Source organism: Agrobacterium sp. 16-2014-1-2a (assembly GCF_053522705.1).
Map to the genome: position 1 here is coordinate 105094 of NZ_JBNWBX010000002.1, position 18385 is coordinate 123478.

At 61.0% G+C, this 18385-nt stretch carries 21 protein-coding genes; 6 read left to right on the forward strand and 15 right to left on the reverse strand.

Annotated features, from left to right (window positions below; translation table 11 throughout):
- Positions 1-121: 121 nt before the first annotated feature.
- The 9 genes from ACQZ45_RS09325 to ACQZ45_RS09365 all read right to left on the reverse strand — a co-directional run bounded on the left by ACQZ45_RS09325 (position 122) and on the right by ACQZ45_RS09365 (position 8844).
- On the reverse strand, positions 122-880 hold the full coding sequence (locus ACQZ45_RS09325) for an iron ABC transporter ATP-binding protein (protein ID WP_113292359.1): 759 nt from the start codon (positions 878-880) through the stop codon (positions 122-124).
- Positions 877-1845 (reverse strand): iron chelate uptake ABC transporter family permease subunit, encoded by a 969-nt coding sequence (locus tag ACQZ45_RS09330; RefSeq protein ID WP_113292360.1) that lies wholly within the window; start codon positions 1843-1845, stop codon positions 877-879. Before ACQZ45_RS09330 ends, ACQZ45_RS09325 begins: the two co-directional genes overlap by 4 nt.
- Positions 1838-2803, reverse strand: coding sequence for an ABC transporter permease (locus ACQZ45_RS09335; RefSeq protein ID WP_113292361.1), 966 nt, complete (start codon positions 2801-2803; stop codon positions 1838-1840). The genes ACQZ45_RS09330 and ACQZ45_RS09335 overlap by 8 nt, the downstream gene beginning before the upstream one ends.
- A 119-nt stretch (positions 2804-2922) precedes the next feature.
- Positions 2923-3861 carry a siderophore ABC transporter substrate-binding protein gene (locus ACQZ45_RS09340; protein WP_113292362.1) on the reverse strand — a complete coding sequence of 313 codons (939 nt, stop codon included), beginning with the start codon at positions 3859-3861 and terminating at the stop codon, positions 2923-2925.
- Positions 3862-4061: 200 nt separating this feature from the next.
- Entirely contained in the window at positions 4062-4322 is a 261-nt protein-coding gene (locus ACQZ45_RS09345; protein WP_113292363.1) for a hypothetical protein, read from the reverse strand.
- A gap of 129 nt (positions 4323-4451) precedes the next feature.
- Positions 4452-5969: a tripartite tricarboxylate transporter permease gene (locus tag ACQZ45_RS09350; protein ID WP_003514036.1), complete on the reverse strand. Its 1518-nt coding sequence runs from the start codon at positions 5967-5969 to the stop codon at positions 4452-4454.
- Between the two features lie 107 nt (positions 5970-6076).
- Entirely contained in the window at positions 6077-6571 is a 495-nt protein-coding gene (locus ACQZ45_RS09355) for a tripartite tricarboxylate transporter TctB family protein (protein ID WP_013636754.1), read from the reverse strand.
- A complete protein-coding gene (locus ACQZ45_RS09360) occupies positions 6568-7512 on the reverse strand; it encodes a Bug family tripartite tricarboxylate transporter substrate binding protein (RefSeq protein ID WP_003514032.1) in 945 nt (314 codons plus the stop codon). The genes ACQZ45_RS09355 and ACQZ45_RS09360 overlap by 4 nt, the downstream gene beginning before the upstream one ends.
- Before the next feature lie 252 nt (positions 7513-7764).
- Positions 7765-8844: an ABC transporter substrate-binding protein gene (locus ACQZ45_RS09365; protein WP_113292365.1), complete on the reverse strand. Its 1080-nt coding sequence runs from the start codon at positions 8842-8844 to the stop codon at positions 7765-7767.
- Between the two features lie 69 nt (positions 8845-8913).
- Between ACQZ45_RS09365 and ACQZ45_RS09370 the strand changes: the two genes are divergently transcribed.
- On the forward strand, positions 8914-9594 hold the full coding sequence (locus tag ACQZ45_RS09370; protein WP_065658689.1) for a response regulator: 681 nt from the start codon (positions 8914-8916) through the stop codon (positions 9592-9594).
- Positions 9591-10967, forward strand: a complete 1377-nt coding sequence (locus ACQZ45_RS09375; RefSeq protein WP_113292366.1) for a sensor histidine kinase — start codon at positions 9591-9593, stop codon at positions 10965-10967. The genes ACQZ45_RS09370 and ACQZ45_RS09375 overlap by 4 nt, the downstream gene beginning before the upstream one ends.
- Positions 10968-11009: 42 nt before the next feature.
- Here ACQZ45_RS09375 and ACQZ45_RS09380 read toward each other — a convergent pair whose 3' ends face one another.
- The 5 genes from ACQZ45_RS09380 to ACQZ45_RS09400 all read right to left on the reverse strand — a co-directional run bounded on the left by ACQZ45_RS09380 (position 11010) and on the right by ACQZ45_RS09400 (position 14337).
- Entirely contained in the window at positions 11010-11339 is a 330-nt protein-coding gene (locus ACQZ45_RS09380; RefSeq protein ID WP_003514020.1) for a hypothetical protein, read from the reverse strand.
- Positions 11340-11437: 98 nt separating this feature from the next.
- A complete protein-coding gene (gene purU / locus ACQZ45_RS09385; RefSeq protein ID WP_003514019.1) occupies positions 11438-12322 on the reverse strand; it encodes a formyltetrahydrofolate deformylase in 885 nt (294 codons plus the stop codon).
- 204 nt (positions 12323-12526) lie between these two features.
- Positions 12527-13303 carry a YbaY family lipoprotein gene (locus ACQZ45_RS09390; RefSeq protein ID WP_112751987.1) on the reverse strand — a complete coding sequence of 259 codons (777 nt, stop codon included), beginning with the start codon at positions 13301-13303 and terminating at the stop codon, positions 12527-12529.
- A 155-nt stretch (positions 13304-13458) separates the two neighbouring features.
- Complete coding sequence (gene hutX, locus ACQZ45_RS09395) at positions 13459-13980, reverse strand: heme utilization cystosolic carrier protein HutX (RefSeq protein ID WP_003514017.1); 522 nt, start codon at positions 13978-13980, stop codon at positions 13459-13461.
- A 9-nt stretch (positions 13981-13989) separates the two neighbouring features.
- Positions 13990-14337: an antibiotic biosynthesis monooxygenase family protein gene (locus tag ACQZ45_RS09400; RefSeq protein WP_003514016.1), complete on the reverse strand. Its 348-nt coding sequence runs from the start codon at positions 14335-14337 to the stop codon at positions 13990-13992.
- A 196-nt stretch (positions 14338-14533) separates the two neighbouring features.
- Between ACQZ45_RS09400 and ACQZ45_RS09405 the strand changes: the two genes are divergently transcribed.
- The 3 genes from ACQZ45_RS09405 to ACQZ45_RS09415 are packed head-to-tail and all read left to right on the forward strand — an operon-like array spanning position 14534 to position 17291.
- Positions 14534-15427, forward strand: a complete 894-nt coding sequence (locus tag ACQZ45_RS09405; protein ID WP_003514008.1) for a heme/hemin ABC transporter substrate-binding protein — start codon at positions 14534-14536, stop codon at positions 15425-15427.
- On the forward strand, positions 15424-16512 hold the full coding sequence (locus tag ACQZ45_RS09410; protein WP_003514007.1) for a FecCD family ABC transporter permease: 1089 nt from the start codon (positions 15424-15426) through the stop codon (positions 16510-16512). The genes ACQZ45_RS09405 and ACQZ45_RS09410 overlap by 4 nt, the downstream gene beginning before the upstream one ends.
- The gene (locus ACQZ45_RS09415) at positions 16509-17291 is read left to right on the forward strand and encodes a heme ABC transporter ATP-binding protein (protein WP_003514004.1); all 783 of its coding nucleotides are present in this window, start codon (positions 16509-16511) and stop codon (positions 17289-17291) included. Before ACQZ45_RS09410 ends, ACQZ45_RS09415 begins: the two co-directional genes overlap by 4 nt.
- A 71-nt stretch (positions 17292-17362) precedes the next feature.
- On the opposite strand, the gene ACQZ45_RS09420 is transcribed toward ACQZ45_RS09415, so the two are convergent.
- Entirely contained in the window at positions 17363-17719 is a 357-nt protein-coding gene (locus ACQZ45_RS09420) for a YbaN family protein (protein ID WP_003514002.1), read from the reverse strand.
- A gap of 259 nt (positions 17720-17978) precedes the next feature.
- On the opposite strand from ACQZ45_RS09420, the gene ACQZ45_RS09425 reads away from it, so the two are divergent.
- Positions 17979-18374 carry a VOC family protein gene (locus ACQZ45_RS09425; RefSeq protein ID WP_003514001.1) on the forward strand — a complete coding sequence of 132 codons (396 nt, stop codon included), beginning with the start codon at positions 17979-17981 and terminating at the stop codon, positions 18372-18374.
- Positions 18375-18385 lie beyond the last annotated feature (11 nt).

The window sequence follows — 18385 nt, forward strand, 5'->3', positions numbered from 1 at the left end:
GTCTCCTGACGTTGCGGACGGAATGCCGTTTGGCAAAATCTCCGCCGATTAACGCCCTGGCCGGTTGCCCTGTTCCGTCGCTCGGACGGCAATGGCAAAAAACCTCTGCAATCGTCGTATCTCACTCATAAAACAGACAGATGCGTCGACCGTCTATGTCGTTGACACTGATGGTCATGTCGTAGATTTCCCGCAGAACCTCCGGACGGATAATCTGTTCCGCCGGTCCCTGGCGGCAGATTCGGCCATCACGCATGGCGATGATGGTGTCGGAGTACCAGGAGGCGAAGTTGATGTCGTGCAGCACCAGAACCACGGTCTTCTTCAGCTCGTCGGCGGCGCGACGCATGATCTTCATCATGCTTGAGGCGTGTTTCATGTCGAGATTGTTGAGCGGCTCGTCCAAGAGCACATAGTCCGTGTCCTGACACAGAACCATTGCCACGAAGGCGCGCTGACGCTGGCCGCCGGAAAGCTCGTCGAGAAAGCGGCCGGAAAGGTTTTCGAGATGGAGATATTCCAGCGCCCGGTCGATATGGACCTTGTCCTCGATGGTGGGACGGCCCTTGGAATAGGGATAACGTCCAAAACCGACGAGATCGCGCACCGTCAGGCGTGACGAGATCTGGTTGTCTTGCCTGAGGATCGAGAGCCGTTTTGCCAGCGTGTCGGAAGGGGTTTTGGTCACATCCAGCCCGTCCACCGTCACGGTTCCCGCATCCATGGACATCAGCCGTGCCACGATGGAGAGCAGCGTGGATTTTCCCGCCCCGTTCGGCCCGATGATGGAGGTGACGCCGCCTGCCGGAATGGCGACGGAGACGCCATCGACAACAACCGTGTCGCCATAGGATTTGCTGATCTGACTGGCGATGATCATCGCGCACCCCTCTTGAGAATAAGACCGATAAAGACGATGCCGCCCAGAAATTCGATGATGATGGAAAGCGCCGTGTTGAAGGCGAAGATCCGCTCCAGCACCACCTGACCGCCGACAAGGCAGATGATGGCGATGAGGATTGCAGCCGGCAGCACATAGGCATGTTTGCCGTTGCCTGTGAGATAATGGGCCAGCGCCGCAACCAGCAGCCCGAAGAACATCACAGGGCCGACGAGTGCGGTGGAAACAGCAACGAGAACGGAGACCAGCACGAGGATGATCGTCACCGTTCGCGTGTAGTCCACGCCAAGGCTGATGGCCGTTGCGCGGCCGAGCGAAAGGACGTCTAGCGTGTGCAGGAGCTGCAACCCTATAATCGTCACCACGCCGACGATGATGAATGATACCGCAAGAAGGGTGGGATCGATGGAATTGAAGCTGGCGAACAGCACATCCTGCAGCACCGCATATTCATTCGGGTCCAGTACGCGCTGCATGAAGCCCGAGAGGCTGCGGAAGAACACGCCGAAGACGATGCCGACCAGCACCAGAAGATGCAGGCTGCGTTCCGCGCCGACGAAAAGCCAGCGGTAGAGCAGGGCGGAGAAGGTGACGAGCAGCGCGGTTTCGGCAAGAAACTTCAGCTGCGGATCGATCATCACCACGGTTGCCGAGCCAAATACGAATATCAGCGCCGTCTGCACCAGCACATAGAGCGAATCGAAACCCATCACCGAAGGGGTGAGAATGCGGTTGTTGGTGACCGTCTGGAACAATACCGTCGAAACGGCGATGGCATAGGCCACCAACAAAAGCGACAGAAGCTTGATGCCGCGAAACGGCAGGATGAAGCTCCAACTGCCCTTTGCACCGAGCGTCATGAAGGCAGCCATGGAGATGAGCGCCAGTGCGAGAAGCATCAGCAGCACGAGTTTCGCGCGCCGGTCGGGATGTCTCTCATCCATGGTGGCGTTTCCGGAGCAGGAGATAGAGGAACAGCGCGCTGCCGATGACGCCGACCACGGTTCCGATCGGTATCTCATAGGGCGCGCGCACCGTTCTGCCGATGATGTCGCAGGCAAGAACGAAGACCGCGCCAAGCGTCGCCACCCAGGGCACGGAACGGCGCATGTTGTCGCCGATAATCAGGCTGACCACATTCGGCACAATCAGGCCGAGAAAAGGGATCATGCCGACCGTGACGACGACGACGGCACTGACCAGCGAGACGATGGTGAGGCCGAGCGCCATCACCCGGCGATAGTTCAGGCCGAGATTGGTGGTGAAGTCGCGCCCCATGCCTGCCACCGTGAAACGGTCGGCGGCGAGATAGGCGGCGATGGCGAAAACGAAGCCGATCCACAGCAATTCATAGCGGCCACGCAGCACGCCGGAAAAATCCCCGGTCATCCACGCGCCGAGCGATTGCAGCAGATCGAAACGATAGGCGAAGAAAGTGGTGACGGCAGAAATGACGCCGCCCAGCATGATGCCGATCAGCGGCACCAGCAGCACATCGCGCAGCGGCACCTGCCGTAGAATACGCAGAAAAAGTGCGGTTCCCGCCAGCGCGAAAGCGGCGGCCACCAACATCTTGCCGAAGATCGGCGTTTCCGGGGCAAGCAGGGTGACGGTGAGCAGGCCAAGGCCGGCGGATTCGGTGGTGCCAGCCGTCGAAGGCTCCACGAAGCGGTTGCGCACCAGCATCTGCATGATGAGACCGGCAATCGCCATCGAGCTTCCGGCCAGTATGAGCGCCAGCGTGCGCGGAATGCGGCTGACGAGGAGCACCCGCAGTGCATCCGCGCTCGTATCCGGCGCAAAAAGCGTCGCCAGCGAGACGTTGCTCACGCCGACGAACAGGCTGACGATGGCGAGTGTCAGCGCCAGAAGGAGGGCGAGGATGAGGGACAGGGATTTCACGTCAGTGGTTTTTCGAAAATGGTGATGGCTCGCTTCGACCTCGCAGATTGCCCGGAGGACTGAACCTCTCCTTCGTCATCCTCGGGAGAAGCCCGGGGATGACGTCGCGAAGGCAGTTTTTACGACTTCTTCTCGGACACGGCCTCGTAGACCTGATCAAGCAGGGTGGTGAGCGCCGTATAACCGCTGCTGACGATATAGGCCGCCTGCGGGTCGAGATAGACGATCTGCTTTTTCTTCCAGGCGTTGGTCTGGTGGATCAGTTCGTTGTCCAGCACCTGGGCGGCGGCTTTGCCTGGGTCCGTTGCGCGGCCGATGCCGGCATCGCGGTCGATCACGAACAGCCATTCGGGATTGACCTCGGCCAGATATTCGAAGGACACGACATCGCCCCGGTCGAAGCGGTCATCGATATCAGGAGCGACCGGCTTGAAGCCGATTTCCGTGTGCAGCCAGCCGGTGCGCGAGCTTGGGCCGTAAACACCGACCTTGCCGGCATTGGTGACGAGGATCATCGCCGTGCCGGAATTCGGCGCGATGGCCTTCAGCTTTGCGACCTTCACGTCAATGGAGGCGTCGAGCTTCTTTGCTTCTTCCTGCTTGCCGAAGATATCGCCGAGCTTGGTGATATTGGCTTTGACGCTCGCGATGAATTCCTTGGAATCGATCGACATGTCGATGGCGGGCGTGATCTTCGCAACATCGGGATATTTCGCCCGTGAACGGCCGCCGACGATGACGAGATCGGCTTCTGCCGCATTGATCGCCTCGTAATCGGGTTCGAACAGCGTGCCGACCTTCAGATATTTGCCATCGGCATATTTCTGGAGATAGGTCGGCAGGTTGGAACCAAGGACACCAGCTGGCTCGACGCCCATCGCATCGAGATTGTCGAGCGAGGGGATATCCAGAACCAGAACCTTTTTCGGCGCGGCTTTCAGAACGGTCTCGCCCTGCGCGTGCTTGACCGTCATTTCCTCAGCGCCTGCGGTCATCGCGCCAAGGCTGAAGGCCGCTGCTGCCAGCAGCCGAACGGGGAAGGTGAAGTTGATGGCCACGGATATGTCCCTTGCAATATGGTTCTGGACCCTGCGGAAGCGGATCCCGCAGGCGTAACTTGATGTTCGCTGTCAGCTTTATTGGCAAGGTATGCGGAAATCAAAAATATGTTTTAGAATAGTTCTGAATTGCCGTGAGCGGGAAATGTGTGTGGCACCGGAAGCAAACCCCGGAGCCACATCAGGGGCCGTATCTTTTTTCAATTCGGCGGCCAGTCGCCGACGATCTCGCGTCTTTCCAGTTTCAGCGACCGGTCAGGCTGGATGCGGTAGGTTTCAAGCGCCAGCCGGCCGTCGCCCATGACGAATTCGTGGCTGAGCGTGCTGCCGATGGGTGACTTGGTCAATTTGGTATGGGGTTGTCCGCCATAGGTGATGCTGCCCGGAATGGGTTGCACGTCGGGTGCCGCGGTGGCGCAGCCGGCAAGGCCCAGAACCAGCATGATCGCGATCTTGCGCATGTTTTTCTCCTGCGTTGGACAGGAATACTATCACGGCCGTGCCTGCGCCACACATCCCGTTGCCGTGAATAAAAAGGGCCCCGCATCCGGAAGGAGACGGGGCCAGTTGCCTTGGGAGGCTGTTTGTTATCAGTCCTCGTTGGCGGCAAGCTGCGTCAGCACCTCGCCGCGGCCGCGGATGCGCATGATGAGCGGGACGATGAAGGCGGCGGCTGCGACAAGGAACAGGCCGACGGCAATCGGTGAGGTGAGCAGCACGGTCGGGTCGCCCTGGCCGATGGCGAGTGCACGGCGAAGCTGCTGTTCGGCAAGCGGCCCGAGGATGAGGCCGACCACGGCGGGCGCGATCGGATAACCGAAGATGCGCATGATGTAACCAAGGATACCGAAGGCGAGCAGCATGCCGAGTTCGAACACGGACGGGTTGGCGCCGATGGTGCCGAGCGTCGCAAACAGCAGGATGCCGGCATAGAGCCAGGGTTTCGGGATGGTCAGCAGCTTCACCCACAGGCCGATGAGTGGCAGATTGAGCACCAGCAGCATCAGGTTGGCAATGAACAGGCTGGCGATAAGGCCCCAGACCAGCTGCGGATTGGTGGCAAACAGCAACGGGCCGGGCTGAAGACCGAACTGCTGGAAACCGGCGAGCATGATGGCAGCGGTTGCCGTCGTCGGCAGGCCGAGGGTCAGGAGGGGCACGAGCGTACCGGCAGCGGAGGCATTGTTGGCGGCTTCCGGACCGGCAACCCCTTCGATGGCGCCATGGCCGAATTCTTCCGGATGTTTGCTGAGCCGCTTTTCGGTGGCATAGGAAAGGAAGGTGCCGATTTCAGCACCACCGGCAGGCATGGCGCCAATCGGGAAACCGATCAATGTGCCGCGCAACCAGGGTTTCCAGGAACGCGCCCAGTCCTGCGCACTCATCCAGACCGAACCCTTGACCGCTTCGACCTTCTCGTCGCCACTCTGGCCCTGCGCAACGATGAACAGCGTCTCGCCGATGGCGAACATGGCCACCGCAAGCGTCGTCACTTCCACGCCGTCGAGAAGGTCGGGAATGCCGAAGCTCATGCGGGTCTGGCCGGTCAACTGGTCGATACCGACGATGGCGAGCGCGAAGCCGATGAACAGCGAGGTAAGGCCGCGCAGTGCCGAGTCTCCGAAAGCCGAGGAGACGGTGACAAAAGCGAGCACCATCAGCGCGAAATATTCGCGCGGGCCGAAAACCAGCGCCAGCTTGACGATATAGGGTGCAACAAAGGCGAGAGCGACGGTGGCGATGAGACCAGCGACGAAGGAGCCGATGGCGGCGGTGGCAAGTGCCGGGCCGCCGCGGCCCGCACGGGCCATCTTGTTGCCTTCGAGCGCAGTCACGATCGATGCGCTTTCGCCCGGCGTGTTGAGCAGGATCGAGGTGGTCGATCCGCCATACATGCCGCCATAATAGATGCCGGCGAACATGATGAGCGAACCGGCGGGATCAAGCCGGTATGTAACGGGCAGAAGCAGAGCGACCGTCAGCGCCGGCCCGATGCCGGGCAGAACGCCGACGGCAGTGCCGAGTGTCACGCCGATCAGCGCATAGAGCAGGTTCATGGGTTGGGCAGCAACCTCAAGACCGTGCAGCAGGAATTCAAACGTACTCATGGACAGATGTCCCCCAAGTCGAGCAGATGGGCGGGCGGAACGGCTGGCGTTTGCGTCATCGCGCGCCGGCGGTTTCCTGTGATCTCGAATTTTGGCCGGAATGGCTGTTAGAACAACAGCCGTTCCAGAGGCCCGGCAGGCAGAGAAAGTTGCAGCAGCCGCGCAAAGATGATCCAGATGACGAAGCTCAGAGCGATGCCGATGGGGATCGAATACCAGAGCTTGCGTTTGCCGAAGGCGCGCGCCGTAAACGCAAACAGGAGACCGGTAGCGATGGAGAAACCGGCGACGTTCAGCAGCAGCATCTGCGCGGCAAGGCCGGCGACGACCCATATGACCGGGGCGACTTCCTGTTTGTCCCGTTCAGGAAAATCACCGCGCCAGGCTTCGATGGCCGTCCAGAGCGCAAGGCCGACAAGACAGAAGGCGATGGCGTATGGGACCGTTGCCGGACCGACCGGCGAGTAGCCGGTGACGCTGGCGAGACGCGCACTGTCCCAGAAGATCACGCAGGCGATAAGGACGAGGGCTACGGCGATCGCCAGCGCCGCCCAGTCAGGGCGGCGCTCTTGATGTTGTGAAGGGTTGGAACCCTGGCTCATTTTACCAGTCCGATTTCTTTGAGGATGGCGGCGGTGGCGTCGGTGTCCTTGGCAAGCTGCGCCTTGAACTCGTCACCGGAAAGATAGGTATCCATCCAGCTCTTGGTCTTCAGCGTTTCCTGCCACTTTGCGGATTTCGCCAGCTTCTCGATATCGGCGCTGACGGCCTTTTCCTGTTCCGGCGTCAGGCCGGGAGGAGCAGCGACCATGCGCCAGTTCTGCACGACGACGTCGAGGCCGCTTTCCTTGAGCGTCGGTGCGTCAACGCCTTCCAGCTTCTCTTCGCTGGAAACGGCCAGCAGGCGCAACGTGCCCGCCTTGACCTGGCTTTCGAATTCGCCGTAGCTCGAAATGCCGGCAGTGACCTGCGAGCCGAGGATCGAGGCAAGCGCTTCGCCGCCGCCGGAATAGGCGATGTAGTTGATTTTGGTCGGATCGACGCCGGCCGCCTTGGCGATCAGGCCAACAGCGATATGATCGGTGCCGCCGGCCGAGCCGCCGCCCCAGGACACGCTGCCCGGATCTTTTTTGAGCTGGTCGACGAGGTCGCCGATGGTTTTCAGCGGCGAAGATGCCGGAACGACGATTGCTTCATATTCACCGGTCAGGCGGGCGATTGGCGTCACTTCCTTGAGGGTGACGGGCGCCTTGTTGGTGAGGATCGCGCCGACCATCACGTAACCGCCGACGATGAGGGCGTTCGGGTTACCCTTCTGCTGGCTGGCGAACTGTGCAAGACCGATGGTGCCGCCGGCACCTGGCACGTTCTGCACCTGAACGCTCTTGGAAATGCCTTCTTCCTGCAGCACGGTCTGCAGGGAACGCGCGGTCTGGTCCCAGCCGCCGCCGGGATTGGCCGGCGCGATGATGGTGTAGTCCGCTGCGACCGCCGGAAGCGCGATCACGCCTGCCAGAAATGTGCCGATAAGAAAATGTTTCACTTAGAAAACCCTCCTCAGGATGCCCTTTTTGGGCGTCGTTTTTCGTTTATGCGGAAGGGAGTTTCAGGCCGTGCTTATACTGACGCTGCCAGGGCAGCGCGGAGCTCTACGGTCCTCAAGATTTCCTCCCGCATCTTCTTCCGCCTCCACGGAATGAAGAAGGATTGCAGAGCATCATAAAAAGCTGTCATCTAACTGACGCACCGCAAGTCCTTGCGCATTTACTCTCTATTAATTTGTGCTTGCCGTCTACTATTGCGAGCGTAGCGCCTCGTTCCACCGCTCGATCAGGCGGCTGCGCTTGACCTGATCCAGATAGACCATCAGGCCCGGGCTGACGGGCACAGGGCGCAATTGTGCGCCGTGGATCGCCTGCATGGTGTTGGCGGTGTTTTCGCCCGCCACGTCAGGGCTGACGGCGGGGATCTGCAATTGCCCGGCCATGATCGTCTGGCCCTCCTTGGACATGAAGAATTCGAGATAGCGGCGGCCGAGCGCCGGATTGGCGGCGGCTTCCGGCACCAGCCCGATGCGAGACATGACCACGGTATAGTCCTTGGGCAGAACGATGCCGACATCGGGATGGCGCGAGGCCCAGTCGGCCGCGTAGGAACCGAGAATATTGTAGCCCAGCACGAAGCGCCCGTCGGAGACACGCTCCAGAATGGCGGATGACGTGGAATAGACCTTCACGCCGGCCGCGCCCATGGCCTTGATGACGCTCCATATATCGCCGAACTGCTCCTGATCGCGCGACATGAACAGGAAGCCGACGCCGGAGCGCTCAATGTCGTAGGTAGCGATGCGGCCATGCACTTCCTTGGCGTGGCGCTCAAGATAATCGACGAATTCGGCACGGGTGGCGGGCGGCTTTTCGGTGGTGAAGCTCGGCTTGTGATACACGAACACCGCCGGCTCGAAGGTCAGCGCATAGGCGGTGTTGCGCCAGTTGGCCCAGGTGGGCCAGCGCGCGCTCATGGCAAGGTCGGAGCGCTGGGCGTAACCGTCATTGCTCAACTTCACCTGCAAATCCATGGCGGATGAAAAGGCGAAATCGGCGGTCTTTTTGCCCGCATCGGTTTCTTTCACGATGCGATCATAGATTTCGCCGGTCAGCATGTCCTCGTAATGGACGGCGATATCGGGGTTGGCCTTCTGGAAACCCTCGATCATCGGCGTGGCCAGCGGTTCGTCCAGCGAGGAATAAACCACCAGCGTTTCCGCATCCGCCTTGCCTGATGGTGCAGGGAAAACGGCGACTTGTGCAAGCGCTGGTGAGGCCATGCAAAGACAGAGACAGAGAAAAACGGCGATACGCATGGAAAAGATCATGCCGCACGCGCTTGCCATTCACAAGCGCCAAGGGCTTGGATAAGCTCGGCAATGTTGCGGGAGGAAGAATTGCGTATTTTGCTGGTCGAGGACAATCAGGTGCTGTCGGAAGGGCTGTGTGCGCTTCTGCGCGGCAGCGGTTATGCGGTGGATGTCGTTTCAGACGGCGCTTCCGCCGACGCGGCGATTGCGGCGGAAAATTTCGATCTCGTCATTCTCGATCTCAACCTGCCGGAAATGGACGGCATCGAGGTGCTGCGCTCCATGCGCTCGCGCCAGGACAAGGCGGCGGTGCTGATCCTGACGGCGCGTGGCACGCCGGAGGAGAAGGTCAAGGGGCTCGATCTCGGCGCCGACGACTACATGATCAAGCCCTTCGACATCACCGAATTTGAGGCGAGGGTGCGGGTGCTGCTGCGTCGCAATGCCGGACTGCGCTCGTCTACGCTCAGCTTCGGCAAAGTCCTGTTCGACCTCACATCCCGCACCTTTTCAGCCGATGGGCGCCCGCTCGATATTCCGGCGCGTGAAGTGGCGCTGCTCGAGGTGCTGTTCATGCGGGCGGGCAAGGTGGTTGCCAAGGAGGCGATCGTGCAATCGCTGACCGGTTTCGACGACGAGATATCAGGCAACGCCATCGAGCAATATGTCAGCCGGCTCCGCAAGCGGCTTGCCCCCCACGGGCTGACGGTGAAGACGGCGCGTGGCATCGGCTATTATCTGGAAAAGCTGCCGGAGATGGCTGAATGAGACAGGCCGCCTATTCGCTCAGGCGGCGTCTTTTAGGCTGGCTTCTCATCTCCACCGCCATCATCGGCTGCGTTGCGCTCACTGATACCTGGCGCGAGGCGGTCAATACGGCCAATGTCGTCTCCGACCGGGTGCTGTCAGGTTCTGCGCTTGCGATTGCCGAGCGGGTGGTGGTGGCCGAAGACGGCTCGCTGGAGGTCGATATTCCCTATGTTGCGCTGGAAATGCTGACATCGGCGGCGCAGGACCGGGTGTTTTATCGTGTCGACGGGCCAAACGGGCAATTTCTCACCGGTTACCAGAACCTGCCGACGGTGGAGAATCCGGCCGGAGAAACGCCTGCCTATCGCGATGCAGTGTTTCGTGACGAGCCGATCCGCATCGCCGCGATCCGCCGTTTTGCCTCCACCGGCATCAATTCCGTGCCCTTTTCCGTGACGGTGGCTGAAACGACGATCGCCCGCAGCCAGCTTGCGCAGGCCATCATCCTACGCTCGGCCTTGCGCCTGCTGTTCATGATCGTGGGCGCGGCGATCATTGTCTGGATCGCGGTGACGATTTCGCTCCGGCCGCTTTACCGGCTCAGCGAAGCGATTGCCGAGCGCAGCCCCAACGACCTGCATCCAATCCGGCAATCCGTGCCGGTGGAGGTGGAAAATCTGGTGGAAACGGTCAATTCCTTCATGGTGCGGCTGCAATCGGCGCTCGATGCGCTCAGGCATTTCACCGGTAATGCCAGCCATCAATTGCGCACGCCGCTTGCCATCATCAGCACCCAGCTTGCGCTTTCCGCCCGCGCCGCAAGTCTCGAAGACGCGCAGGCGGCGGCGCGCAAGGGCGGCGCTTCGGTGGCCCATGCCGAACACATCCTCGCCCAGTTGCTGCGCATGGCCAATATCGATGCCGCCGGTTCGAGCGAAAAACATGATTTTTCCCAGATCGACCTCGTGGCGGTGGCGCAAAACGTGACGGCAGATTTCGTGCCACGCGCGGCCGATGCCGGTATCGATCTCGGTTTCGAAGGCGAGGGCGAAGCGACAATTCTCGCCGAGCCGCTCCTTATCGGTGAACTGATCGGCAATCTCGTTTCCAATGCCATCAACTACGCGGGGCGTGGTGCGGAAGTCACCGTGCGCGTCGGCAGGCAAGGGGGTGCCGTCTGGCTGGAAGTGGAAGATAACGGACCCGGCATCCCCACAGACAAACGCGCCATGGTGCGCCAGCGCTTCGCCCGCGGCGAAGCCAACGCCGCCCCCGGCGCCGGCCTCGGCCTTGCGATCATCGAGGAGATCGCCGGGCTGTTCGGCGGGCGACTGACGCTGGAGGACGGCGCGGGCGGGCGGGGCTTAAGGGCCCGGGTGGAGTTTTCCTGAGGCGGCACTGCCGCGCCGTCCCCTTGGATGAGACTCGCGGTCCTATTCGTTCATCTTGTCGATAATCTGCATCATGATGTCAGCGCAGGCCTTCATCGGCTCGTCATCGGCACATTTGACGTCGATTTTGCGCTCGCCGTCTTCAATCCTGAAATGCGCTGCCTTGGAGGGCGGGGGTGGCATTCTCTTGCCATGCGGGCCGTCCCGCCAGCCTGCTTCCCTCGGACCACCAGGGCCGGGCGGAGGAGGTGGCGGCGGCGCATCCGCCCTTGAACCAGCGTCCGCTGGTCCCGGCGGTGGTGGCGGCTGCTGGGCGAAGCTGGACCCCGCCGCGATGAGAAACGCGGCGCCGGCAATGACGAGTTTTTTCATGTGAGAGACCTCGCTGTTGGGCTACAGTGAAGAAACGGTCACATGGGATGCTCGGTTGCCGGTCGGTAAAAATAATTCCGCGTTGTTTTCGTGGCGTATTAGCCCATCCGTTCCGAAGCGTAGCTGCCCGGGCTTGGCGGGAAGACTACGGTTCGGTTGCCGTTGATGAAAGTGCGGTGGTGGATGTGGGCATGGATGGCGCGTGCCAGTACCTGGCTTTCCACATCACGGCCAAGAGAGACGTAGTCTTCGGCAGATTGGGCATGGGTGACGCGCACCGTGTCCTGCTCGATGATCGGGCCTTCGTCCAGATCGGCGGTGACGTAATGGGCTGTCGCGCCGATCAGCTTTACGCCGCGGTCATACGCCTGCTTGTAGGGGTTGGCGCCCTTGAAGGATGGCAGGAAGGAGTGGTGGATGTTGATGATACGGCCCGACATCTTGCGGCACATGTTATCGGACAGCACCTGCATGTAACGCGCCAGCACCACCAGTTCGGTGCCGCTGGTCTCGATCAGGTCCATCAGCTGCGCTTCGGCCTGCGGCTTGTTTTCCTTCGTTACCTTGATGTGGTGGAAGGGAATATCGTGGTTGACCACCACTTTCTGATATTCGAAATGGTTGGAGACGACGCCGACGATATCGATCGGCAGCGCGCCGATCTTCCAGCGGTAGAGCAGATCGTTGAGGCAATGGCCGAAGCGGGACACCATCAGAAGTGTTTTCATGCGCTGGCCGTCGCTATAGATGCGGGCTTCCATGCCGAATTTTTCCGCCACCGGCTGAAAGCCCTCGGTGATGGCCTGCATCGTCGCGCCCTCTTCGGAAATGAAGGAAACGCGCATGAAGAACTTGCCGGTCTCGAGGTCGTCAAACTGCGAACTGTCGACGATGTTGCAGCCCTTTTCCGCCAGATAACCGGAAATCGCGGCGACGATGCCGCGGGTCGATTTGCAGGCTACTGTCAGAACATAGGTTGTCATTCGTTTTCCCTCAAAGACTTTGCACCGGCGAGAACCGGCGCAGTTGGCGCGTTCCATAGCGCAGCTCTGTGGCGGAGCAAAGCGCCAAGACGAGTGCAGCAAAGTCATAAGACGGGAAAAGGGGCCGCGCCGTGCCGGAAGCGACATGGAATGTTCCACGGCCAGCACGGCGGCGGCAGGCGTTGCCGCCTGCCGTTACCACTCTCAGGCGCGGCGCAGGCGCATGGCCGGGCGGCCGCGGCCGTCGATCAGCTCCAGCGTGCCGCGGCGCGGCTCGAGCCGGAAGGAGCGGGCGCCTTCAAGCGCTTCGATGAACTGCCTTTCCTGGCGCATGATGTCAGGAGCGCAGGCCATCTGGGTGGAAATCATCCGGCCGAAATCGAGGCGGTTGCGGCTTATCTTCACCTCGCCGCCGATGCCGTTGCAGCCGGCATTGCCGGAAACGCCGCCCTCGCGGGAAATTTCCAGCGTTGCCTCGCGGCGGCCGCGAATCCTTTCGCCACGGATTTCCTGCACCAGCCAGCGCCCCTCAATGCCAGCCTGCGGCTCCGGCCTGCCTGGAGCCGCCGCCACCCGTTCCAGAACGAGATTGGTATCGTCACGCCCACCGGCCAGAACCGAGTAACGGCGCGTGGTGGTGAAGAGCAGCCGGTCGCCCTCGCGGATTTCGGCGCTGAGCGCATAGGAGCGGCGGCCACGGATGTCGCGGTCGTCATAACGCAAAACGAAGGGTACCGGCACCTGCCCACGCGGGCGTATGGTTGTTTCGGCGATCGTCTGCGAAGGCGCGTCCGCCAGCGAGACGTCGATGAGGCGCACCGTAACAGTCGCGCCCGGCGGCAGGGCGATCCGCTCGCGATAGGAAACGCTGCCGCGCAGGCTTGCGGGTGCGGCAGCCGCACCGCCCGCTGCAAAAAGCGGTGCAAGCGCGAGGAGCCCTGCGAAATTCCGGCGCGAAAGAAGTGGCTGGCGGTCGTTCATGGTGCTTGCTCCGTGCTGCTGATCGAATTTCAGCGGATGATAAAAAACGGCACTGAACGGGCGATGAACCGGTGAATGTTTCCTCACGAGTGGGGCTGAGCCATCGCGGACTGATGAGGAAGGAGGGAGGCCACCACCAGCAGCCTCCCATTCACTTAGCCACGGAAACTGTCCCGCAGCGCTTCGAACTTCGCCAGCTGATCGCCACGCAGTTCCTTGTTTTCGTCGCGACGGACGAAAATCTTGAACATGGCGCCGCCGGCGGCATTCATGAACCAGACGGAACAGGAGCGTCGGCCATGAAAGCCGCGATCGACGAAGGTGATGCCGGCGCAATTGTCCTTCTTGATGTGGCCGCCGATGGGGCTGTCCCCGTGGATGTTGAACCAGCCGTGGCTTTCGCTGCCCTCTGGCAGGTCGCCCGGCACTTCCAGCACGATATCGCCGGTCTGGACGATCATCAGGACTTCGCCCCAGCCGCGCATCTCGTTCCAAATCGCGTCGAACTGATCGGAACCAGCCGAAACGGCCGCACCTTGCGGCAGGATCGCCAGAACCTCGGCTGATGTCACCTCTGCCTTGGCGGCAATGGCTTCCACGATGCCGTCAGGCTTTTCGGCAAGTGCTGCGGCAGCGCGGGCCTGCCGATCATCGGTCTTTTGTGCTGCAATGCTCATAGGCGAGCCTCAGGCGGCAATCGAACGGCGTTCGCCATTCTTGTCTTCGTGGATGATGACGTCAAAACCTTCGAAATGCGGGCCGGAAAGATATTCGACCTTGCCACGGTTCTCACCGGCCTTGGCATGGGCGGCGCGGAACTGTTCGGATTTGGTCCAGCTCAGGAAATCGTCCTTGGTGGCCCAGACGGTGTGCGAGGCATAGAGCGTGTGGTCATCCGCCTTCGGGCCTTTCAGCATGTGAAATTCGATATAGCCCGGCAGCTCGCTCAGGTGCGATTTACGCTCGCGCCAGATGGATTCGAAGGTATCCTCATAGCCCGGTACGACGCGAAAACGGTTCATTGCGATAAACATGGAAGTCTCCCTTTAAGTTTACAGTTGCAGTCAGGATATCCAGCCGAAGCGTGGATGGAAAGAGGCTGACGATAAAGCGAACAATTTTACTCCACTTATCGATTGCGCCTTCTATAAACATGTGCAAATAACTCAAGTTAAATAAGATGGGCAATCCCGTATCCGCCCGTGCCAGCTTGTGTTTCAGGATAGCGTCATGTTGAATTTAAGCCTTCGCTCGTTCGTTTTCGCCGCCCTCGTGCCCGCCGTCATCGCCGTTGCCGCGCCCGGAGCTAGAGCTTCGGACAAGGGCAATCCGGAGGCGAAACGCATCGTTGCAGTCGGCGGTACGGTAACGGAAATCCTTTATGCGCTCGGCGCGAGCGACCGCATCGTTGCGCGTGACAGCACCAGCAGCTATCCGGCGGACGTGCTGTCCAAGCCCGATATCGGCTATATGCGGGCGCTCTCGTCGGAGGGCATTCTGTCGCAGAAGCCCGATCTCATCCTGTCTGAAGATGGGTCCGGCCCGGCGGATGTCGTTGCCATCCTCAAGGCCAGTGCGGTGCCTTTCGTCACCGTCGATACCCCGCCGAGCGGCGACGCCATCCCCAGGAAGATCGAAGATGTCGGTGCGGCAGTTGGTCTTGCCGACAAGGCAAAGGCATTGGCCGCGGAAACCAAAGCCGGGCTTGATGTGCTCGCCAAGGACGTCTCAGCCGTGCCGGAAAAGAACAGGAAGCGTGTGCTCTTCGTGCTCTCCAGCGCCGGCGGTCGCATCATGGCGGCGGGCAAGGGCACCGAAGCGGCGGCGATCATCGAAATGGCCGGCGGCATCAATGCCGCGCAGGAAATCAGCGGGTACAAGCCGTTGACGGATGAGGCGGTCATCGCCTCCGCGCCCGATGTGGTGCTGACCATGGCGCGCGGCGACCATGCCGGCAAGGCGGATGAGATTTTCGCGCTGCCCGCGTTCCAGTCCACGCCGGCTGCTGCGGAGAAGGCGCTGATCAGCATGGACGGGCTTTACCTCATCGGTTTTGGCCCGCGCACGCCCGCCGCCGGTCGTGAACTGGCGCACAAGCTCTACCCTGATGTGGTGAAGCCGTGAGCCTTGCTGCCTTGAGTTCCACGGAGGGCAGGGTTGCCGGTGACAGATCCCGTCAGGGGGTCGTTACCCTTGCCGTGCTCGTTGGCATCCTGCTGTTTGCCTGCGGCGTGTCGCTCGTCAGCGGGCCCACGGGTGTGGGCATTTCCGAACTCTGGGCCTATCTGACTGGCAGCGCGGATCAACTCGATGCGCGTGATAAAGTCATTCTTGAGGCGGTGCGATTGCCGCGCACGGCGCTCGGCATGTTGATCGGTGCTGGGCTTGGCGTCTCGGGCGCCATGATGCAGGGTCTTTTCCGCAATCCGCTGGCCGATCCCGGCATTGTCGGTGTCACCTCGGGTGCAGCACTTTTTGCGGTTGCGGCAATCTCTCTTGGGGAAGGTGCGCTCGCAACGGTCGCCGTATTTTTCGGCCCGCATTTTCTGCCGCTGATGGCGTTTTTCGGCGGGCTTTTGAACACCTGGCTGCTTTACGTCATTGCCACAAGGGATGGCGCCACCTCCACGACGACGCTTATTCTGGCCGGCATTGCGGTTGCGGCGATTAGCGGTGCGCTGACCGGCCTGATGATTTTTGTGGCCGATGACCGGGCGCTCCGCGACATCACCTTCTGGTCTCTCGGTTCGCTTGGTGGGGCCACCCCTGCCAAGGTTCTCGCCACCTTGCCCTTCATCATCGTCGTGCTCGCCATCATTCCCTTTGTCGCAAGGGGGCTGGATGCGCTGATCCTTGGCGATGCGGCGGCCTTTCACATGGGCATTCCCGTGCAGCGGCTGAAGCGAGTCATCATTCTGGCCGTTGCCGCTGCCTGCGGGGCGAGCGTGGCGGCTGCCGGCTCCATCGGTTTTGTCGGTATCGTCGTGCCGCATCTGCTGCGGCTTGCCATTGGCCCATCGCACCGCTTCCTGCTGCCGGCCTCTGCACTTGGCGGGGCCGCACTTCTGCTTCTCGCCGACAGTTTTGCCCGCACGGTTGCGGCACCGGCGGAATTGCCCATCGGTGTGGTCACCGCGCTGATCGGCGCGCCGGTCTTCCTGTTCCTGCTGCTTGGCCGCGGCGGATTTTCCATGCGGAACATGTCATGATCCAGGCCGAAAACCTCACCCTCATCCGCTCCGGCCGCCGTCTGCTCGATGAGGTCTGCGTCGATCTGAAGCCCGGCAAGGTCAATGTCATTATCGGTCCGAACGGTGCCGGAAAATCGACGCTGATGAAGGTTCTGTCCGGCGAGATGCGTGCCGAGGCCGGTTCAGTGACCTATAATGATGTTGCCCTGCCGTTGTTTACGCCGGTTCAGCTTGCGCGCATCCGCGCCGTGCTGCCGCAGAATACCCAGCTTGCCTTTCCTTTCACCGCGCTCGAAATCGTGCGAATGGGCGCTGTCGCGCAAGGGTCGCGCGCGCCGGAAGAGCAGGCCCGCCGGGCGCTCGCCAGGGCCGGGCTTCGCGGGTTCGAGCAGCGCTCCTACAACATGCTGTCTGGCGGCGAGCAGCAGCGCGTGCAATTTGCCCGCGCTCTCGCCCAGGTGCCGCATCCCGTGGAAAACGGCGAGGTGCGGGCTCTCTTTCTCGACGAGCCGACGGCCAGTCTCGATATCGGCCACCAGATCGCGGTGCTGGAAACGGCGCGGGATTTCGCTATTGGCGGCGGTCTCGTGCTTGCCATCCTGCACGATCTCAACCTTGCGGCAGAATTTGCCGATCAACTTATCGTCATGCATGGCGGCCGGGTAACGGCGAGCGGTCCATCGCTGGACACGATCAGCGACGAGACGATTGAAAGGGTCTATGGCATTGGCGGCGTCGTCGGACGTCTGCCGGCGCGGCATATTCCTTATGTGCTGCCGCAGTCGAGGCATCGCTAGAGCATTTCCAGGAAAAGTGGAACCCGGTTTTCCGTCAGGAAATGCGACAAGGCTCTAAAGGTGATGTCGCCTCAGCTTTCCGGCCGGGTGACGATGAAGAGTGCAGAGCCGAGCATGACGGCGGCAACGATTGCCGCGCGCAGAGCCGGCGGGTCGCTGAGGAACCAGAAGGCGGCATAACTCGCACACATGGCCGACAGGGCCGCAATCTTTGCCTTGCGGGCAATTGCGCCGCGTTCGCGCCATTGCCGAAGCGACGGGCCGAATCGGGGGTGGGTCAGAAGCCACGCCTCGAGTTTCGGTGAGGAGCGGGAAAAGCACCAGAGCGCCAGCAGCAGAAATGGCGTGGTGGGCAAAACGGGAAGAAACGCGCCGACGATGCCGGTCGCGACCATAAGCCAGCCAAGACAGAGGTACAGAAGGCGCATGGATATGCCGGTATCATGAGTTCTCTACTCAGGATAGAGCGGCGGGGCGAAATGTGAGGGCCATTTTGACCGGAAAGCCCGCGTGTCCAGGTCATGCGCCAACTGTTTCGCCATCACATTTGCCGTGATCGGGCGGTTTCCCCTGCTCCTTAATCCGTCTTTAGGGTTGAAAGCACGGCACTCTGTCTTTATCCCCTTGGTCCGCAATGTCCGGAGCACAACCGGACGACGACGAGATAAGAAGCAGAAGGAAAACACCATGGCCAAGCTGATCCACTCGATGGTCCGGGTGCTGGAAGAAAAGCGTTCGGTGGAGTTTTACAAGCAGGCTTTCGGGCTTGAGATTGCGGAACGTGCCGAGTTCGAAAATTTCACGCTGATCTATCTCAGCAATGCCGAAGGCGATTTCGAGCTGGAGCTGACTGTCAACCGGGGTCGCGAAGTGCCCTATGCGCTGGGTGACGGCTACGGCCATCTCGCGGTCAGCGTTGCCGATGTGGATGCCGAACATCAGCGTTTCATCGAGCTTGGCCTGTCTCCGGGCAAGATCATCGAAGCCGACCATAAAGGTCAGCCTTTCGCGAAATATTTCTTCATTTGCGATCCGGATGGCTACAAGATCGAAGTGCTGCAGCGCGGCAACCGGTTCAAGTAACAAAGAGGCAC

Coding starts and splice junctions, on each gene's coding strand:
- ACQZ45_RS09325 (WP_113292359.1), bottom strand. CDS start 880: ATGATCATCGCCAGTCAGATCAGCAAATCCTATGGCGACACGGTTGTT.
- ACQZ45_RS09330 (WP_113292360.1), bottom strand. CDS start 1,845: ATGGATGAGAGACATCCCGACCGGCGCGCGAAACTCGTGCTGCTGATG.
- ACQZ45_RS09345 (WP_113292363.1), bottom strand. CDS start 4,322: ATGCGCAAGATCGCGATCATGCTGGTTCTGGGCCTTGCCGGCTGCGCC.
- ACQZ45_RS09350 (WP_003514036.1), bottom strand. CDS start 5,969: ATGAGTACGTTTGAATTCCTGCTGCACGGTCTTGAGGTTGCTGCCCAA.
- ACQZ45_RS09355 (WP_013636754.1), bottom strand. CDS start 6,571: ATGAGCCAGGGTTCCAACCCTTCACAACATCAAGAGCGCCGCCCTGAC.
- ACQZ45_RS09365 (WP_113292365.1), bottom strand. CDS start 8,844: ATGATCTTTTCCATGCGTATCGCCGTTTTTCTCTGTCTCTGTCTTTGC.
- ACQZ45_RS09375 (WP_113292366.1), top strand. CDS start 9,591: ATGAGACAGGCCGCCTATTCGCTCAGGCGGCGTCTTTTAGGCTGGCTT.
- ACQZ45_RS09380 (WP_003514020.1), bottom strand. CDS start 11,339: ATGAAAAAACTCGTCATTGCCGGCGCCGCGTTTCTCATCGCGGCGGGG.
- purU (WP_003514019.1), bottom strand. CDS start 12,322: ATGACAACCTATGTTCTGACAGTAGCCTGCAAATCGACCCGCGGCATC.
- ACQZ45_RS09390 (WP_112751987.1), bottom strand. CDS start 13,303: ATGAACGACCGCCAGCCACTTCTTTCGCGCCGGAATTTCGCAGGGCTC.
- hutX (WP_003514017.1), bottom strand. CDS start 13,980: ATGAGCATTGCAGCACAAAAGACCGATGATCGGCAGGCCCGCGCTGCC.
- ACQZ45_RS09400 (WP_003514016.1), bottom strand. CDS start 14,337: ATGTTTATCGCAATGAACCGTTTTCGCGTCGTACCGGGCTATGAGGAT.
- ACQZ45_RS09405 (WP_003514008.1), top strand. CDS start 14,534: ATGTTGAATTTAAGCCTTCGCTCGTTCGTTTTCGCCGCCCTCGTGCCC.
- ACQZ45_RS09415 (WP_003514004.1), top strand. CDS start 16,509: ATGATCCAGGCCGAAAACCTCACCCTCATCCGCTCCGGCCGCCGTCTG.
- ACQZ45_RS09420 (WP_003514002.1), bottom strand. CDS start 17,719: ATGCGCCTTCTGTACCTCTGTCTTGGCTGGCTTATGGTCGCGACCGGC.
- ACQZ45_RS09425 (WP_003514001.1), top strand. CDS start 17,979: ATGGCCAAGCTGATCCACTCGATGGTCCGGGTGCTGGAAGAAAAGCGT.